Origin of the sequence: Paenibacillus sp. FSL R5-0486, from assembly GCF_037975155.1 — a bacterium.
Taxonomy (GTDB): Bacteria; Bacillota; Bacilli; order Paenibacillales; family Paenibacillaceae; genus Paenibacillus; species Paenibacillus amylolyticus.
Map to the genome: position 1 here is coordinate 2,623,717 of NZ_CP150237.1, position 18,492 is coordinate 2,642,208.

Consider the following 18,492-nt stretch of genomic DNA (forward strand, 5'->3'; position numbering starts at 1 on the left):
AACCCGTGTTCACAGATGAAATCTGGGGGCACGAGCGGAAGTCAGAGAGGATGAGACAAATGCAGACAACTAGCCTGGCTTTACATACGGATAAATATCAGATCAATATGATGTACGCCCATTGGGTGAATGGTACTCACAAGCGGAAGGCGGTATTTGAAGCCTATTTCCGTAAACTTCCTTTTGGTAACGGATATGCGGTATTTGCCGGATTGGAACGTATTGTGAACTATATCAGCCAGCTTCGGTTTACGATGGACGACATCAAATTTTTATCCAAACAAGAGGAAAATTACGATCCGGTCTTTCTGGAAGAGTTGCTCCAGTTTTCATTTCAGGGGACGATTCATTCCATGAAGGAGGGTGCAATTGTTTTCCCTGACGAACCGCTCATTCGGGTAGAAGGCTCCATTATGGAGACTCAATTGGTGGAGACGGCGATACTTAACTTCATGAATTATCAGACGTTGATTGCAACCAAGGCTTCGCGGATCAAACAGGTAGCGCAGCAGGATACGTTGCTCGAATTCGGCACACGGCGTGCGCAGGAAGCGGATGCTGCCATCTGGGGCGCACGTGCCTCGTATGTAGCAGGCTTCGATGCAACGTCTAATATGCTGGCCGGAGAGCGCTTCGGAATCCCAACAGCAGGTACACATGCCCATTCCTGGGTACAGAGCTTTATGAGCGAACAGGAGGCCTTTGACGTGTATGCCAAAGTGTTGCCTGATCAGGTTACACTGTTGGTTGATACCTTTGACACATTGAACAGTGGAGTACCTCACGCCATCAAAACAGCCAAGAAGTTGGAGAGCCAAGGCAAAAAGATGAATGCGATTCGTCTCGACAGTGGTGACCTAGCGTACTTGTCGATTCAGGCACGTCAGATGTTGGATGAGGCTGGGCTGGATTATGTGAAAATTGTAGCATCCAATGATTTGGATGAAAATACGATTTTCAACCTGAAGGCTCAAGGAGCACGGATTGATACATGGGGTGTTGGTACACAGTTGATTACCGCTTCTGACCAGCCATCTTTGGGTGGAGTGTACAAATTGGTGGAGCGTGAAGTGGACGGTGCCATGTTGCCTACGATCAAAATATCTGCCAATCCTGAAAAGGTGTCCACTCCAGGTAAAAAGGAAGTGTTCAGGATCATTGATCCGAAACATGGCAAAGCGATTGCAGATTATATCTGCTATCCAGAGGAAGAGCAACCGCTACAGGGCGGACCGCTCAAGCTGTTCAACCCGCTACACCCTTACCTGAAAAAGACGGTTACCCGCTACGAAGCGGTCAATATGCTGGAGCCAATCTTTGTGAATGGACGTAAAGTGTATGAACTGCCTAATCTGGATGAGATTCGTGCGTATCACCGGGAACAGATGAACCTCTTCTGGCCTGAATACCAACGGAAGCTCAACCCGGAGATCTACCGTGTGAACATCAGCCCTGCGGCATGGAATATGAAGCAGAAGCTCATTGCGGAACATGTGAAATCCACAGAGGAATAATTCACACATAAGAATTACAGAGAGGCATAACCAGTGAGGTATACTGGCTTATGCCTTTTTGCTGCCTATAGAATGTATACGTTCTTAGCGGAGTTGAACGATTCGATGATTGCAAGCAAAATTTCCGCTATACGCGTTCTGTCTTCTGTGAAAGTACGTCGATAGTTGATAGACGTTATTCTTATATGATCCCGATGAGGTGGACCAGTGATGTAAGAAATCTCATGGACAGACTGCCAAGGTAGCAGGCTATACTGGAAATAGTCATGCCCAATTCAAGAGGTTGTAGGGGAAAAGCAGTAATTATTTCTCGGGAAAGCGCACGAGACGCCAAATTCTGCATCGCATTGTTTCAATCCCGCAGCTGTAGGGGATGAAAGTAAGAGGAGGTGCAGACATGAGATGGATATTAGGACTGGTCTGGATCGCTTTTATTGCCTATGCAGTGTTGTTGGCACCAGGGCAGTCACCTGGAAGTGATCCGATATTCAAAGAACTGATCACCCTGCAAAGCAAAGAGCCTTGGTTACTTACGGTATTTTCGTGGTTAGGTATTTTCCCGGCAGTTTATGTCTGTATGCTGTTAAGAACATCTGTGAAAGAACGAGGTGGCCGTGTACCGGCTTGGCCTTTTGTCATACTTTCTTTTGGACTGGGTGCTTTTGCCCTGCTTCCCTATTATGCATGGTCATCATCCGCAAATAGAGCTTCGGGTTACGCAAACTTACATTTTGGTCATCAGCGGGAGTCGGGAATTGGACGGGTAGCAGCCCACAAACTGACGCATGTCGTCCTTCTGCTGTTAACGCTGGGGGCAACATTCTATGCCGTGACGCAAGGTCATCCGGCTGTATATATGGAAGCATTCAATCAATCTGCCTTTGTACATATCATGACGATTGATTTTGTACTGCTGACCTTACTTTCCATGATTGCGATATACAGGGATACTAAAGTGAGTCGACGTTCAGCAGCTTGGACCGCGGCAGGCATCATCCCTATTGTGGGTCCCCTAATCTATCTGTTGACGCTCAGGAGAGACAGAGTTTGATCATCAATATTTGAAGGATTCCATAGGTAAACGGAGCCGTTAAGCCTGAATGCGAACAATTCATGTGCTTAATGGAAAAATATATAAAATCCAAAAGAGGAGTGGCTATAGATGAAAAACCATTTTAACGCATATGTTGTCCGTAAAGAAGAACAGGGCGGAGTGAAAGCTGCTATAGAGCAATTGAAGAAGGAAGATCTGCCAAATGGAGATGTAACGGTACAGGTGCAGTATTCCAGTGTCAATTATAAAGACGGACTCGCTACCCTTGACAAAGGCGGTGTCGTTCGTGAGTACCCGATGGTACCGGGAATTGATCTGGCCGGAACGGTAGAAGAGTCGGTAAGTGGACGTTTTGCACCAGGAGATCGGGTGATCAGTACAGGATTTGAACCTGGCGTATCCCATTACGGAGGGTACAGCGAGTATGCGCGTCTGCGCAGTGAATGGCTGGTACCTCTGCCACCAGGTCTCAGTGAGAAAGAGGCCATGGCAATTGGAACCGCAGGATTTACGGCTGCACTTTCGGTAGATGCGCTGTTACAGGCTGGAGTGACACCGGAGATGGGCAAGGTTCTGGTTACGGGTGCAACGGGTGGTGTTGGCAGTATGGCAGTAGCGATTCTGGCGAAGCTTGGCTTTGAAGTAACAGCCAGCACAGGCAAGAAGGAGCAGGAGGAGCCATTGCTTAGAAACTTGGGAGCCTCAGAGGTCATTACTCGTGAAGAAGCTGATACTCCAGCTAAAGGAGCGATGGGGAAACAGCTATGGGCGGGAGTTGTTGATCCAACAGGAGGACCGGCTCTTGCGGAGCGATTAAAACAGATTCAATACGGAGGTGCGGTAGCGGTATCCGGGTTAACTGGAGGCACAGCTTTTGAATCCACGGTACTTCCGTTTATTTTGCGTGGCATCCAGCTTATTGGTATAGACTCTGTATATTGTCCGATGGAACGTCGGGAACGATTGTGGAAACTGCTCGGCGGAGAATGGAAACCGGAGCGCGCGCTGGAACTGGGAATCCGGGAGATTTCTCTAGATCAATTGTCTCATACGCTAGAGACGATACTCCAAGGTGGTGCAGTAGGTCGTACGGTGGTCAATACAATATCAGATCTGCCATCCGCATAAGATTCTAAGTCCTTAGACATGCTAATTCTACCTGATTGGGTCACAGTACACGTGGCTGGAAAGGAAGGATTGGCATGTGGTTTGGTAGAAAAGGCCGAAGTCTGGTTGGAAGAACAATGAAGTCGGTACTTGTAAGTGGCGTGTTGATCACGAGTGTCTGGTCCCTGGTGGCTTGTTCGGGATCATCCATTGAACAGGAGCGGAAGGTCTACACCCGCGAAGCGACAGATGAAGGAAATGTGCGGGCACAGAGTCAAGGACACGGATTAAACGGTGAATTGGTGAGTGAGATCAGTAAGAGTTTTGAAGCAAAAGGCATTCAACTTATGAATAACATGTCTGCCGATGACGACCATGGCGGGATCTCTTATATGTATTTGTTGAATGGAAGTGGCAGACACATCGTGAAAGTCCATATTTTCAGTGATGCGACAACCCGTGCTACCAGCATGAAACAAATGTATAGTGAGAATCGTGATGAGGCTGTCTTGGAGAATGCGCTTGGCCGGACAACGATTCGTAGCAAAGGGTACGTCTCACTCGTTTATACAGCTTCCGGTGGGGAAAAGGACAAGTATGAACAGGATGTTATGCAGGTGTTCCAACATGTGTTGGGGCAACTAAGGTAAGAGAAGATGGGAGCACAGAAAACTTTCAATCCTTACCGTACAGCTGAAAATAAACCCGAAAAACCCGTCTGATCTTTCAGACGGGTTTATATATTTCACGCATGACATGCCGCAACTCGGGCAGAATGAGTTTTTCCATGGCCAATTTGACAGCTCCTTTGGAACCCGGCATGGAGAATACGGCTGTGCGTCCAATCGTTCCAGCGACGGCTCTGCTCAGGATGGCAGCGGAACCGATATCTTCAGTGTAACTGAGAAAACGGAAGATCTCACCAAAGCCCGGGAGTTCCTTGTCGAGTAGTGAGGATACTGCTTCATAAGTTGTATCTCGGGGTGCAATCCCTGTACCGCCGCTCAGCAGCACGGCTTCAATATCATCACGAACAGCTGCATCTTGCAGGATGCTTCGAATGTTCTCCGTTTCATCTGGTGTGATGATGTATTCAACAATCTGATAACCCGCTTCATTCAAAAGCTGGTGCATGAGCTGGCCACTGGTATCGGTGTCTTTAGTTCGTGTGTCAGACACTGTAACAATCATGCACGATACCATGTCAGGGGCTTCCTGGCGATGTTGTTCCACTGAATTAGTCATGAAACTTCCTCCTTCAATCAACATGTCCTCATAGCATAGACCATCCGGTAGAATCAGGCAATGTACTGTGGGAGAGTTGAACGTTATTGCACAACGAATGCGGGATGGTGTACACTCGCTAGATATAGATAGATCAGGTTACAAGAAGGACAATCAGAGAGGTGTATACGCATGAATGAAACGATTATAAAAGAACAATCCATACCTGTATATATACTGTCAGGTTTTTTGGGGAGTGGCAAAACAACACTGCTTGTTCAGTTGATCGAACATTGGCAACAGCAGGGTTTGCGTCCCGCAGTGGTTATGAATGAGTTAGGCGAAGTTAATCTGGATGGTCAGATTGTGGATTCCACCGTTCCAATGACTGAGATGTTAGGTGGATGCATCTGTTGTACCGTACGTGGTGACTTGGGATTGCAACTTGCTGATCTCGTTCAAGAGGAATCACCGGATGTGATCATCATTGAAGCCACCGGTGCGGCGAATCCAATGGAGATTCTGGATGCGGTAACGGAGACCTCACTCTACATGCGACTGGAACTGAAAAGTCTCATTACTGTTGTGGATGCAGCACATCTGTCTGGTCTGTATCAGGAGCAGAAGGGGCAGACCTTCAAGCTAATGCAGGAGCAGATTCGTTGTGCGTCTGTGCTTCTCTTGAACAAAACGGATCGGGTGAGTGCACAGGAACTGCAGGATCTGGAGCAGCTTTTGGCAAAATGGAATGGCTTCGCCCCTGTAATTCCTACGGTGAAATGTGAGGTAGAGATGGATCTGTTGCTTCGCAGCGGGGCAGACGTGCATGTACGTGATTCAGCTTCTGAAGCAGACAAGCCAGCTCACCAAGAGCATCATGTGCATACGGAAGCCTGTGGTACACATGGCTGCAATCATGGTCATGAACATACAGATCATACACTCCAAGGCGATGATACGAATACTGACGCATCCCATAGGCATGTCCATGCCCACTGTCACGAGCATTCCGCTCCTCATGCATCACACGAACATGTCATGGTGTATACGCATTATTTCAGTCATCCGGTGAACAGCGAAGCATTTGAACAATTTGTATCTGCTTTGCCACGAGACGTGTATCGAGCGAAAGGTATTTTATCGTTTAGTGACACGGCGAGCCGTTTCTGGTTCCAGTATGCCTACCGTGAATCGGATTACATGAAGATCACACCTCAGGGAGATGTCCCTAATGTTGCTGTGTTTATAGGTGAACATTTTGACCAAACTGTCATTCGTGACCAATTACTGGAATTGGAAGCGATAAAGTAGGTTAGATGATTCAATATTCCTCCGAACTGGGTATTAAGATGCATAGCAAACTTTGCCTGGGAGGTAACTTTAAATGACACAACAACAATATCAACAATGTATCGATGCTTGCCTGGAGTGCATGAATGCATGCAACGTATGTTACATATCGAGTCTGAAAGAATATGATCTGGCGATGTTGCGTGATTGCATTCGTTTGAATCGGGAATGTGCGGAGATCTGCAGTTTTGCTGCACAAGCAATGACACGTGGAAGTGATTTCATTGCTGAAATATGCGAATTGTGTGTGAAAGCTTGTGAAGCTTGCGCCGCTGAGTGTGGCAAACACCACCATGATCACTGCCAAGCATGTGCAGAGGCTTGCCGCAGATGTGCAGAAGCTTGCCGGTTGATGGCAGCAGTGGCGTAAATATTATTTCACTGGAATATATAATTAAAACCGATAATGACCGTTGTCCCCTAAGGGAAGGCAGTGAACACAAGCATCTGAGACGATGTGCCTATGTGTTGCCTTTCAGTAGGGGATTTTTAATGTAGGTTGCCAAGTCTGATCGTGGTATGTATAATGATGGCAATGAATTGAAACGAAGAATATCAATGATCGGGAGAGTAGCCAGATCCATACATGACAGCGAGCCGGGAAAGGTGGAAGCCGGTATGACATGACCTGAGTGAACCGCACCCGTGAGATGGTTATCCGAAAAGATGTGCGTATCCCGATTGGGATAGACCATATCTGTCTGAGGGTAACCCGGCTTGCGACCGTTATACGCATCGAGCGGAACAGTTTTACTGGTATGCATGTTGATGCATATTAGGAGTAGCCTGTTCACCTAGAGTGGTACCGCGGGAACTGTTAATTCAGCTCTCGTCTCTTATTTAGAGACGAGAGCTTTTTTGTGTTTAATTTCAGCCAATAATGAATGGATAAGGAGTGTTTGACATGTTGATGAAGCAGGCTGCGGCCGATATTACCCCTTTAACGGGTTTGAATGAAGAAGAGGTTCTGAGATTACTGGAAGTCCCACCACAGGCGGAGATGGGTGATGCAGCATTCCCTTGTTTTGTATTAGCGAAGTCATTAAAAAAAGCTCCGGCAGTCATTGCGACCGAGCTCGCAACGGGATTGCAGGCATCTGGAATTGAAGCGACTCCCGCCGGGCCGTATGTAAATATCCGTTTCAATCGGGAGAAGCTCGCGCCGAATCTGCTGAAAGAACTGGGGAATGCGGCATTTGGTAAGCTTCAGCTTGGTCAAGGTTCACGTGTTGTAATTGATATGTCTTCCCCTAACATCGCAAAACCCTTCGGAATTGGACATTTGCGTTCTACTGTAATCGGTGCGGCACTGTATCGGTTGTATAACGAAGCGGGTTATACCTCTGTAAGTGTGAATCACTTGGGAGACTGGGGAACCCAGTTTGGCAAGCAGATCGCAGCGTACAAACGGTGGGGCAATGATGAAGCGTTGCAGGCAGACCCGATCCGTACGTCACTGGAACTGTATGTGCGCTTCCACGATGAGGCGGAGAACGATCCTTCTCTGGAGATTGAGGCACGCGACTGGTTCCGCAAGCTGGAGCAAGGGGATGATGAAGCACAGCGGTTATGGGCGTTCTTTGTGGAAGTGAGCATGAAGGAATTCAACCGGATGTATGAACGTCTGAATGTGCAGTTCGACCATACGCTGGGGGAGAGCTTTTACAATGACAAGATGGGTGCAGTGGTTGAAGAACTGAAGGCAAAAGGTTTACTTGAAGAGAGTGATGGAGCACTCGTGGTACGTCTGGAAGATGAGAACATGCCCCCGTGCCTGATTATCAAAAAAGATGGAACAACAATCTATCCTACTCGGGATTTGGCTACGGCAGTCTATCGTCATGAGGTGATGAAGGCAGATCGGTTGTTATACGTGGTCGGAGGCGAGCAGAAGTTACATTTCCGGCAGGTATTTGCGGTCCTATCCCGGATGGGTCATGAATGGTCTGCGAAGTGTGAACATATCCCGTTTGGATTAATGCGTTTTGAGGGACGGAAAATGTCTACCCGCCGCGGTAAAGTCGTCTTTTTGCAGGAAGTGTTGGATGAGGCAGTCGCTCGTGCTTTGCAGATTATTCAGGAGAAAAACCCGAATCTGGAGAACCCTCAGAAGGTGGCTGAGGCTGTTGGTGTAGGTGCCATTGTCTTCGGTGATCTGCGTAATAATCGGTTAAACGATGTGGATTTCTCCTTGGAGGATGCGGTGAGTTTTGAAGGAGAGACCGGACCTTATGTGCAGTATACCCATGCCCGGATTCAAAGTGTGCTTGCCAAGGCAGAAGAGGCGATCCGCGTGGAAAATGAAAACCCTTTGACTAACGGCACGATTGCAGATGATGTAAATGACACAGGGACTACTTCATCCAGTATCGGAGATACCTCATGGGCATTGCTGAAACTGCTTGGTGAATATCCCGAGTATCTGGAAAAAGCAATTCATCGGAATGAGCCTTCGGTCATTGCCAAATATACTATAGATGTCGCTCAAGCGTTCAACCGCTTCTATCACGCCGAACGCATTGCGGATGCGTCATCTGATGTAAGATCCTTCCGGGTGGCATTGGCCAAACGGACTGCCGAACGCCTCGCGTACAGTTTACATTTGCTAGGTGTGCAAGCTCCAGAGCGGATGTGATCCCAGGTGATAAGGAGTACACGTGGACTTTTCAAAAAAGCCGATCAAGATTTACGAGACTCATTAGGTCGAGGTATGTTGCTTCAACAAGTGAGCAAGCGATTAGGTAATGCTCAAGTACTTGATGAAATTAATCTGGAAGTGAAGCAGGGAGAATGTGCTGTGCTTATTGGCAGAAACGGTTCTGGCAAAAGTACGTTGCTACGTATGTTGGCAGGTATTTTGTTACCCGATACAGGATCGATCCAGCGCACAATGAAGGGTTCTGATGGGTATGCAGTAGATGGCCTGCCACGTTTGCCCTTTACCTCTGGAGAGTATTTGTGGGACATGGGTCGGATTCGGGGCATTCGCCCCGAAGTACTGCGTGAGCGGATTAGAGAACTTAGTGAACTTTTATATCTGGATACCGCGATCGATCAGAAGTTACCCTTATTATCGAAGGGCACACTGCAAAAAGTGAATTTGATTCAGGCCCTGTTACCTGGACCGGGTGGTCTTTTGTTGCTGGATGAACCGTTGTCAGGCTTGGATATTCCAGCTCAAGAGGGCATTGTATCCTTATTGGGGCAATGGAAGGATGAAGGGACATCCATCGTTACAGCTTGTCATGAACCGTTGCTTATTGAACGTTTGGCAGACCATGTGATTGTGTTGAAGAAAGGCAGCGTGCTCCGCTACTGGAGTCGTGAAGATATACTTCAAGCTGGCGAACCCGTTGTACGTATTCAAAGTCTGACGAAAGCTGGAGAGGATCTGGTTAACGATCTATCTATTGTACAACAACCGGGAGTGCTGTCTTTAGTTCGTAATACAAGCTCAGGGATATCCAATGTTTGGTTGTGGGATTGGAAAGTGGTTCAACAATCAACAGATGATGTCCTCAGAATGATTCTGGCTTCCGGAGGTTCGGTTGTGTCTGTACAACAGGAAGAAAGTCAATTACATATGGAAAGTCTGCTGGAAGGACAACATCCAGCTGTACATGCGAGTCGTGAAGGTGTCACAGAATCTGTGGACTTAAGCTCTTCCATGGATGATGCGGGGGGAGAAGTCAAATGATCTATCTGACCCGATATTTGTTAAGGCATCACATTCGCTCACAGAAATATTTTGCACCGGTTATCTTTTATATCATCGCCATGCTGCTGATCTATTCCTACAAACCCAACCCTATTGCGGACAGTTACAGTGTTACGGCTATGCTGTTATTTCTGGCAGCTGCTTGGCTCGGAGTAATGGTGATGAATACCGAACCTGCAAAGCAGTATCAATTACTTGTCCTTCATACAGGAAGCAGGTGTAAAGTTGTATTAAGTCAACTCATCTGTGCCTGGATAATGCAATTTATGCTCACCGCAATCACTGTGCTGTATCCCGTGTTCGCTGGGATGTTCGAGAGACAACCCACAGGTGAGGAGTGGATGATGACTTGGTTAGGACATTTGGGGTTATCACTGCTGGGATTAGGCATCAGTGTATTTTTTCAAAAATCGTACATTCCCTTGCTTAGTCGAAGTATGCCTGCTCTCATTATTGTATTATTACTATCGTTTATCCAAGGTTCCTTAAGTGAACGTTTGCCTGAATCGTTAGAATGGCTTGGCCGCATTCTTCCACCAGCCTTTTATCTGGTTCGTGAGATGATGTTATTTGATGAATCAAAGATGGACTCTTTTGTTTCGGTTATGCTGTGGACTGTGCTCTATGCATTAGGGTTACTAATCATCCATGTGTGGCTGTCCGGAAGAAGAGATCTGCGGAGTTAGAAGACGCGCTTCCCGATAACTTGAATGTTGCTCTTGGTTTGGTTAGGATAGAGGGACATGGAATGGTTAACATTGTACGGTTGAAGGGGGCGCTCGCATATGCAAAATACAGATATCCAGAATGGTGACATGCTGGACAGCGAACACTCCAGGGAATTGTTTGCCTATTACGGATTGGCAGTGTACTACGGGCAGGCGCTTGAACAGCAGCTGGTCAATCTGATTTTATTAATGAAAATGTCTCAGGGCAAAGCCGTGTCTGAAGAGGATCTGGAAGATCTGTACGAACGAAAGATGAGCAGTTCACTGGGGCAACTCATTCACGAAGTGCGCCATCATTTTACATTCTCCGAGGAAGAGACTCTTCAATTGAATGAGTTATGGCAGCAACGTAACCGTATCGTACATCACTACTTCAAGGAACGAATCCATGAGACATTCAGTCCGGAAGGACGATCACGTATGATTAAGGAATTGGAGGATTTCAAAGACCGTGCACAGGAGTTGGAGATCCGTCTTCAGCAATATACGGGTGCCTGGATTGCAGAGCTTGGTCTGGATGCCGAATCCGCAGCAGCTCTGCAAACGCTGGAGCGTATGCATACCGAGAGTATGCAAGCAAGGGCTTTGGAAGAGGATGAATGACAAGCAAACAGATAACGAAACGCTGGATATTAAAGACGGTTCTGACAGTAGTATTGGTTGGAATCCTGTGGACTGTGGTTACCGCAATCCGTATATCTACATATACGGATGAGGATTCATCCAGGATATCGGATGCAGCAATCATTCTGGGCGCAGCCGTGGCGGGGGATAACCCTTCACCTGTATTTCGCGAACGTATTGAACACGGGATTGAATTATACCGTCAGGGTACCGTTCGTAATCTGCTTTTCACAGGTGGATCAAGTGGTGATGGAGAACATACGGAAGCTGAAGTGGGTCAGAAGTATGCCATCACACATGGAGTAGATCCTGCGGACATTCGCATAGAGACCAAATCCAGAATTACCGAGGAGAATCTGGTCAATTCAATTCCAATTGGTGAACAGGCCGGTTATCAAACCTATACGATTGTGAGTGATCCATTACATATGAAACGGGCCATGAAGCTGGCTGCCGGACTGGGTATGGATGCTGTACCCTCTCCGACACGAACTACGGCTTATCGAACCTGGCGCAGCAAGTTTCCTTTTCTCGCAAGAGAGACCGTGATGTATATGGGATATACGATCAAAGGATGGATAGACAATCCGCAGCAGCCATGAGGTTGCACGCGGATTGTTTTTTTTTCTGGACGAAATAAACAGTATCAGAGTTTGAATCCCGATGAAAATATAAAAAACCGATATACACCGCAAACCCTGAGGTAGCTGTGTATATCGGTTTTTGTGTTGCCGTCGAGAACATCATTTTGATTGATTACTTAAAGAGCGTTCTGTTTTACTCTGTTATGCATTGCCTCCGGCAAAGGAGGTTGAGGTTGGAATGATCTCACCCGACGGATTCCCGCTGGTTGCACTCGCTGCTGCTTGCGCACCTTGCTGGAGCTGATACATTTTATAATAGCGGCCTTTAAGCTCCATCAGTTCATCATGTGCACCTTGCTCAACGATACGCCCGCGATGCAGAACCAGAATTTGATCCGCCGAACGAATGGTGGAGAGACGGTGAGCAATGATGAAGGTGGTACGTCCTTTTTTGAGGACTTCGAGTGCGTTCTGAATCAATGCTTCCGTTTCCGTATCAATATTGGCTGTCGCTTCATCCAAAATGAGGATGGCCGGATCAAACGCCAGTGCACGAGCAAAGGAGATCAACTGACGCTGTCCAGCAGACAATGTGCTTCCTTTTTCGATGACAGGTTCGTCAAAGCCTTTAGGCAAATGAGCCAGTATGCGTTCAGCACCTACATCACGCAGCGCCTGTTCAATTCGTTCACGGGAGATCTTCTCATCGCCGAGACTGACGTTGGAAGCAATGGTGCCTGTGAACAGATACGGGTCCTGCAATACAATCCCCATATGCTCGCGAATCCACTGTTTAGGCAGATCTTTGACGTTCTGACCGTCAATCGTGATCTTGCCTTTTTGCGGGTCATAGAACCGGAATAGCAGGTTGATAATTGAGCTTTTACCCGAACCGGTATGACCGACCAGAGCGACCGTCTGACCTTGGGATGCTTTAAACGAGATATTGTTAAGCACGTAATCTTTTTTATAGGCAAAGGATACATCATCGAAGACAACATTCCCTTTGTATCTTGGCATAGAGCCATCGGTTACAGCTTCTCCCTTTTCATCCATCAGCTCAAAGACGCGACCAGCAGATACGAGGGAGGAGTCCAGGTTGGCGAGTTGATTCACCATACCGGTGATTGGCTGGAACAAGCGACCCAGAACATCTACGAAGGCATACAGAACACCTAATGAGATAATACTTGTGCCATCCAGCACACTGGAACCAAAGTACCACAGGACCACCGCAAATGCGATATTCCGTAATACGTTAACCAGGTTGTGTGAGGTGAAGGCATTCAGGTTTAGCATTTTGTTCTGGTGTTTCATATAGTCATCATTCAGATCTTCGAATTCCTGTTTGGTTTGTTTCTGATGGCGGAATACGCGGATAATGGACATCCCCTGAATGGACTCGTTAATGATTGCATTGATCTCACTCAGTCGGGATCGAATGATCGTGTTGTAGCGAGTAGCGAATTTGCGATAGAGCACAATCCATGTAATGAGCATCGGCACGACGAATAATGAGATCAGGCCCAGGCGAACATCGAGCAGGAAGAGCGCGACATATACACCTGTAATCGTGATGATTCCTGAGAAAAAGTTCGAAAGAACAGCAACGAACAGATCTTTTACGGCTTCTGTATCGTTTGTGACCCGAGATACAACTTTACCTGCGGGCAGGTTATCAAAAAAGTGCACCGGCAGTCGCTGAATATGGGCATACACATCGTTACGCAGTCTTTGAATGACCTTGTTGGCAGAGGATTGCAGCCAGAAAGTTTTACCAAACTCCATAATGACCGAGATCACGAGGAAGATCATGTAATACACAATTAATTGATAGATGCTGGGCATCTCCGGTTTGTAAAAAGCAAACAGTTCACCAGCGGACAGGGGTGTTGCCGCATATTGGCCTGTTACCTCACCTGCGCGTGTAACCGTGAGGGTTCCATCCGTATATGTGCGGTCCCCGTCAGGTGCGCTTACCGGTTCGTTTACAAAATAAAAACTTCTGCCGGCTTGTAATACCCGCACTTCGGAACCTTTGTTTTCATCCGGTTCGAACAAGCCTTCGCGTTTGTAGTTCTTACCGTTGTAGACTGCGGCTTCATCAGAAGCTGTTGTCTCATAGAAAGGCTGCTCAATCGCGAGCAAGTGATTATCGATCATGGATTTGGCGATGAACGGCCCGGCAAGCTCGGCCGCAACACCAATGGTAAGCATAATTAATGCAGCGATAAATGTTCCTTTGGCTTTCAAGGCGTAATCAAGCAGCCTTTTGCCTGTATTAGACTTCAATGAATTGACCTCCTACGTGGACAGATTGGACTCGACCTGTTGCCGTTCATACTGTTCACGGTACCAGCCGTTCATGGCTAACAATTCCTGGTGAGTGCCTTCTTCCGTAATTTTCCCGTGCTCCAGTACGATGATTCGGTCAGCATGTTCAATAGCAGACAGGCGATGAGTCGAGATCAGCGTGGTTTTGCCCGAGCGTTTGTTGCGTATATTTTCAATGATTTTGGCTTCAGTACGTGCATCGACAGCAGATAAGGCATCATCCAGGATCAGAATATCAGGGTTAGCAATAAAGGCACGCGCCAGCGATACCCGCTGTTTCTGTCCACCGGACAGAGAGATTCCTTTTTCACCAACGAGTGTATCCAGTCCATCGGATAAGGTTCCCAGATCCCCGTCAAAAGCGGCGGTACGAATGGCTTCCATGATGACTTCATCACTGGCACCAGGTTGACCAAATTGAATGTTTTGACGAACTGATTTGGAGAACAGAACTTGTTCCTGTGGTACGTACCCAATCCAGCTGTGCAAGTCATCTTTGGCGATATCCTGAATCGGATGACCCGAGATGCTTAATGTGCCCGAACCGGCAGGGTATTCATGAAGCAGTTGTTTGAGCAAAGTAGACTTACCGCTACCCGTACGACCCACAACACCCAATGTTTGACCCCGTCGCAGCGAAAAGCTGATATGACTGAGATTGTCGACTGTGGAACTTGGGTAACGGAATGTAACATCCTGCATCGCAATTTCTTCCGGATTCGTAACGTGGGCAGGTTGCTCCACATCTTGTACGGCAGGTTCTACCGATAGAGTCTCGTTGACCCGATCAAGCGAAGCGCTACCACGTTGCATCAGGTTAATTAATTCACCGATGGCAAACATGGGCCAGATCATCATCCCCAGGTACATGTTAAACGATACGAGATCCCCCAGGGTAATTTCATTATGAAATACAAGATAAATGCCGTAGGCAAGTGCAATCACATAACTGAGTCCTACGAAGAGGCGGATGGTGGGTTCAAATAGGGCATCCATTCTGGCAACAGCCAGGTTTTTGCGATACACATCTTCGGTCACGTCGGCGAACCGTTTCTCGTCCAGACGTTCCTGCACATAAGCACGCACGACACGAATCCCGGCGATGGATTCCAGCACCTGGTCGTTCATATCTCCGAATGCATCCTGTGCCAGGGTGTAACGTTGATGTACAGCTTTACCATAGATCATCATGGCAATGGCGATAAAAGGTAATGGCAGGATTGCCGCCAAGGTCAGTTTCCAACTAACCAGGAAACCCATGGCGAACAATACGGTGGCCAGAAAGGCTGTAGAGTCTGTTAAGGTCAGCATGCCGAAGCCTGCTGTAGTGGCAATGGAACGAAGATCATTGGTGGCCCGAGCCATCAGATCTCCTGTTCTGTTTTTCTCAAAAAAGGGAGGAGTCATCCGTAACAAGTGGTCCATAAAGCGTGAACGAAGCAGCCGCTCCACTAGGTTGGCACCACCAAACAGTTTGTGCATCCAAACGTATGTAACCAGATAGATAATGATGACCGTTCCTAGAATAAGCAAAATATAACGCGTAAGTGAGGTGCCGGTAATGGAACCGCGCACAATCTCGTCGATGGCATTACCAAGAAGACGAGGAGGCAGCAGTTCGGCAATGCCCACCAGAATAAGCAAAATGACACCGGTTAGGTATCGTTTGCGTTCCAGCCGGAAGAACCAGGCCAGGTTTTTAAGTACAGAGAACAAGTGTTATCCCTTCCTTTCGATGTCCGAGAAATGCAAATTCCGTTCATGAATGCCGAAATGTACCCACAAAAAAAGACATACCGCACGCAGGCGGTATGTCTTCATATAATCATACGGCAGCATGGCTCAGAGAACAGAGCCGTCACCATATATAAGTTCGATTGTGAGTATACATCACAGAGGTTCTAATGAAAGATCGCCTGTCATGCCGACTTATGAACGGAATAATGATTTCGGGTGTGCTCCGGTATTTAGTTGTGTGCTGAATTGACCTATCATATGTTTGTTAAACACCGTAATCACCCTTTCTTTTTTTGGAAATAAATACAATGTAGACCTCGTATGTTTGCATCTTAACACCGGCTTTTACAATCTGTCAAACATTTTTCACAACTTATTTTGTCTTTATGTGGTGACTCGGGTTTGTATTCAAGTCCCTGTCGAGATATGATGGAACATATATATACAGAAGGAGCTGACACCAAATGAGTACCATACATGTATCCGATCAAGCTGCTCGCTGGTACAAGGAAGAGCTGAATTTGAACGAGGGAGACAGCATTCGATTTTTTGCACGTTATAGCTCTGGCGGAGGTCTTCACCCTGGATTTTCGCTAGGTATTGCTGTGGAGAAACCAAGACATCCTGCGGATCAAACCGAAGTGTCGGGGATTCAATTCTTTATGGAAGATCACGATTATTGGTATCTGAAAGGGCACCAACTGCATGTGGACATCGTTGATGAAGGTCAGGATATCGAATATCGTTACACGGAAGTCTAAGCAATAGATGGATTACAGGTCGCCACCGGCTTCGGAGTAGGGGGGAGGGGATAAGCAGTGAATCTGCCACCACGAGATTTGGCCCAGTATATCGCAAAACGCTCTCATATTGTTGTAAAAGCGGCGGTGCGGGCTGAGAACGAACAAGGTGAATTACTGCTGATTCAACATGCTGAACATGGTCACTGGCGGTTGCCAGCAGGTGAGATGCGTCCGGGTGAGGCTATTGAAGATGCTGCCCATCGGGAGTTATGGGAAGAGACAGGTTGGACTGCTGATACCATGACACTGGAAGGTCTCTATTCGGGGCCTGACCTTCGGTATCTGCATTCAAGCGGAGATGAAGAGTATTATGTCATTGCCCTGTTTCGGACAGTGATCATTCAGGATGACCTTGTGGAGTCGCGTGTAAATAGTGATGCAGGTCTGAAGTTTTTTGCGCTGGAGTCGTTACCACCTCTGAATCAGATTAGCCGAATCCTGTTAGCGCGGGATATTGCAGAATAAAATAAGTGTTGACCTCAAAAAAATGACCTTGGCATGCACGATAAAGTGGATGCCAAGGTCATTTTTTTTAAAATCCGATTCTGGTGCTCAGAGCATGAATTACACCTGATCCAGTGGTTCATCATCCATCGCAAAATCAAAATCATCAATATCGAATACCTGTACAGGTGATTCAGACTCAATTATGCGTGCAATCAGTTCAACCTGATCGGTAAGAATCGGGATACTCAGGCGCTGAGATGTCAGTAGCAGTTCGGTCTCAATGGGATCGAAATACTCCCCGTACTGTGCCGTATCTATTGCATTGATAATGGCAATGGATACTTGGTCACCAAATAAAATGGAGGGGCTTTTGGCCCATGGAACAAGTAACGCACGCTCTATTTTTTTCTTATTCAGCGGTTCCTCGAAATAAGAAATCATTTCATTGATTTTGGATTTCACATGCTGATCATCTGCCGGGTTATCCATCATGGGATCAGGACTGGTCTGGAATTCATATAGCTCAAGGATGGTGGTATAAGGAACAATATATTCAACAGGCGCGGGCGGCGCTAGCAATTGACCGTAAATGGCCACCATCACGGCTTCTGTAATAAACTGACGTGACATGGTTCCTTAATCCTCCTGCGCCATTAATAGTTGCAAAGTGAATCTATACGTTTATGCAACAGCATAACCACAATATGGATTATTCTGCTGTAGACTCGTGTACATGATTTGCATGAATAGAAGTATATCACACAACGGTGGGAAATACAGCCAATCTGCATAGCATGTCAGGTCACAAGCTTCACAACTTCAATCAGGATTTGCCCAGTAGCAATGATAAAATTCCCGCCGCAATCAATGGACCCACAGGTACACCCTTGAACAGGGCAACCCCAAGTACCGTTCCGATTAACAGCCCGGCAACGACAGTTGGCTGTGTACCCATCAACGTAGCGCCACGTCCTCCGAGATATGCCACAAGTAATCCTACGCCAATAGCGAGAAGTGACTTCCAGTGCAGGAAAGACTCACCGATCGTCTGCAGACTCATCTTGCCACTGGCAAGAGGTGCCATCACGCCAATGGTCAGAATGATAATGCCCAGTGTAAGTCCGTATTTTTCAAGCCATGGAAATGCCTGATTCAGGTTCAGGACTCGTAACAACAACAGAAATACCATCGCTACGGTCACAGGTGTGTTGCTGCTGATAATCCCGAGAGCCGCAAATACGAGCAACAGCAGGGAAATCATATCCATT

18 protein-coding genes and 1 other annotated feature are annotated in these 18,492 nt (G+C 47.1%); of the genes, 13 read left to right on the forward strand and 5 right to left on the reverse strand.

What is annotated here, in order from left to right; translation table 11 throughout:
* The first annotated feature begins 59 nt into the window (after positions 1-59).
* From MKY01_RS11855 to MKY01_RS11870, 4 genes are all read left to right on the forward strand, one after another.
* On the forward strand, positions 60-1,514 hold the full coding sequence (locus tag MKY01_RS11855; RefSeq protein WP_036609243.1) for a nicotinate phosphoribosyltransferase: 1,455 nt from the start codon (positions 60-62) through the stop codon (positions 1,512-1,514).
* Positions 1,515-1,911: 397 nt separating this feature from the next.
* Positions 1,912-2,565 (forward strand): hypothetical protein, encoded by a 654-nt coding sequence (locus MKY01_RS11860; RefSeq protein ID WP_127543726.1) that lies wholly within the window; start codon positions 1,912-1,914, stop codon positions 2,563-2,565.
* Between the two features lie 111 nt (positions 2,566-2,676).
* Positions 2,677-3,696, forward strand: coding sequence for an oxidoreductase (locus MKY01_RS11865; protein ID WP_127543724.1), 1,020 nt, complete (start codon positions 2,677-2,679; stop codon positions 3,694-3,696).
* 74 nt (positions 3,697-3,770) lie between these two features.
* Positions 3,771-4,325: a hypothetical protein gene (locus MKY01_RS11870; protein WP_339286447.1), complete on the forward strand. Its 555-nt coding sequence runs from the start codon at positions 3,771-3,773 to the stop codon at positions 4,323-4,325.
* Between the two features lie 76 nt (positions 4,326-4,401).
* Here the strand turns inward: MKY01_RS11870 and MKY01_RS11875 are convergent, their stop codons facing one another.
* The gene (locus tag MKY01_RS11875) at positions 4,402-4,920 is read right to left on the reverse strand and encodes a MogA/MoaB family molybdenum cofactor biosynthesis protein (protein ID WP_339286448.1); all 519 of its coding nucleotides are present in this window, start codon (positions 4,918-4,920) and stop codon (positions 4,402-4,404) included.
* Between the two features lie 171 nt (positions 4,921-5,091).
* Here MKY01_RS11875 and MKY01_RS11880 point away from each other — a divergent pair, with 171 nt between their 5' ends.
* The 7 genes from MKY01_RS11880 to MKY01_RS11910 all read left to right on the forward strand — a co-directional run bounded on the left by MKY01_RS11880 (position 5,092) and on the right by MKY01_RS11910 (position 11,921).
* Positions 5,092-6,210, forward strand: a complete 1,119-nt coding sequence (locus MKY01_RS11880; protein ID WP_339286449.1) for a GTP-binding protein — start codon at positions 5,092-5,094, stop codon at positions 6,208-6,210.
* A gap of 73 nt (positions 6,211-6,283) precedes the next feature.
* Positions 6,284-6,619, forward strand: coding sequence for a four-helix bundle copper-binding protein (locus MKY01_RS11885; protein ID WP_036609230.1), 336 nt, complete (start codon positions 6,284-6,286; stop codon positions 6,617-6,619).
* Between the two features lie 179 nt (positions 6,620-6,798).
* Positions 6,799-7,089 (forward strand) — a binding site (T-box leader).
* A 64-nt stretch (positions 7,090-7,153) separates the two neighbouring features.
* Positions 7,154-8,884 (forward strand): arginine--tRNA ligase, encoded by a 1,731-nt coding sequence (argS, locus tag MKY01_RS11890; protein WP_339286450.1) that lies wholly within the window; start codon positions 7,154-7,156, stop codon positions 8,882-8,884.
* Positions 8,885-8,890: 6 nt separating this feature from the next.
* Entirely contained in the window at positions 8,891-9,946 is a 1,056-nt protein-coding gene (locus MKY01_RS11895; RefSeq protein WP_339286451.1) for an ABC transporter ATP-binding protein, read from the forward strand.
* Positions 9,943-10,653 (forward strand): hypothetical protein, encoded by a 711-nt coding sequence (locus tag MKY01_RS11900; RefSeq protein WP_339286452.1) that lies wholly within the window; start codon positions 9,943-9,945, stop codon positions 10,651-10,653. The genes MKY01_RS11895 and MKY01_RS11900 overlap by 4 nt, the downstream gene beginning before the upstream one ends.
* Positions 10,654-10,752: 99 nt before the next feature.
* Complete coding sequence (locus MKY01_RS11905; protein ID WP_051447120.1) at positions 10,753-11,298, forward strand: hypothetical protein; 546 nt, start codon at positions 10,753-10,755, stop codon at positions 11,296-11,298.
* Entirely contained in the window at positions 11,295-11,921 is a 627-nt protein-coding gene (locus MKY01_RS11910) for a YdcF family protein (RefSeq protein WP_339286453.1), read from the forward strand. The genes MKY01_RS11905 and MKY01_RS11910 overlap by 4 nt, the downstream gene beginning before the upstream one ends.
* Positions 11,922-12,104: 183 nt before the next feature.
* Here the strand turns inward: MKY01_RS11910 and MKY01_RS11915 are convergent, their stop codons facing one another.
* Positions 12,105-14,195, reverse strand: coding sequence for an ABC transporter ATP-binding protein (locus tag MKY01_RS11915; RefSeq protein WP_339286454.1), 2,091 nt, complete (start codon positions 14,193-14,195; stop codon positions 12,105-12,107).
* Positions 14,196-14,207: 12 nt separating this feature from the next.
* Complete coding sequence (locus MKY01_RS11920) at positions 14,208-15,953, reverse strand: ABC transporter transmembrane domain-containing protein (RefSeq protein WP_036609220.1); 1,746 nt, start codon at positions 15,951-15,953, stop codon at positions 14,208-14,210.
* A gap of 485 nt (positions 15,954-16,438) precedes the next feature.
* Here MKY01_RS11920 and MKY01_RS11925 point away from each other — a divergent pair, with 485 nt between their 5' ends.
* Both MKY01_RS11925 and MKY01_RS11930 read left to right on the forward strand, forming a co-directional pair.
* Positions 16,439-16,735, forward strand: a complete 297-nt coding sequence (locus MKY01_RS11925; RefSeq protein WP_036609218.1) for a HesB/YadR/YfhF family protein — start codon at positions 16,439-16,441, stop codon at positions 16,733-16,735.
* Between the two features lie 57 nt (positions 16,736-16,792).
* Positions 16,793-17,242, forward strand: coding sequence for an NUDIX domain-containing protein (locus MKY01_RS11930; protein ID WP_036609216.1), 450 nt, complete (start codon positions 16,793-16,795; stop codon positions 17,240-17,242).
* Between the two features lie 99 nt (positions 17,243-17,341).
* On the opposite strand, the gene MKY01_RS11935 is transcribed toward MKY01_RS11930, so the two are convergent.
* Together MKY01_RS11935 and MKY01_RS11940 are read right to left on the reverse strand one after the other, a co-directional pair.
* Entirely contained in the window at positions 17,342-17,854 is a 513-nt protein-coding gene (locus MKY01_RS11935; RefSeq protein ID WP_036609214.1) for a hypothetical protein, read from the reverse strand.
* Positions 17,855-18,047: 193 nt separating this feature from the next.
* Positions 18,048-18,491: a DUF441 domain-containing protein gene (locus MKY01_RS11940; RefSeq protein ID WP_339286455.1), complete on the reverse strand. Its 444-nt coding sequence runs from the start codon at positions 18,489-18,491 to the stop codon at positions 18,048-18,050.
* Position 18,492: the final 1 nt, after the last annotated feature.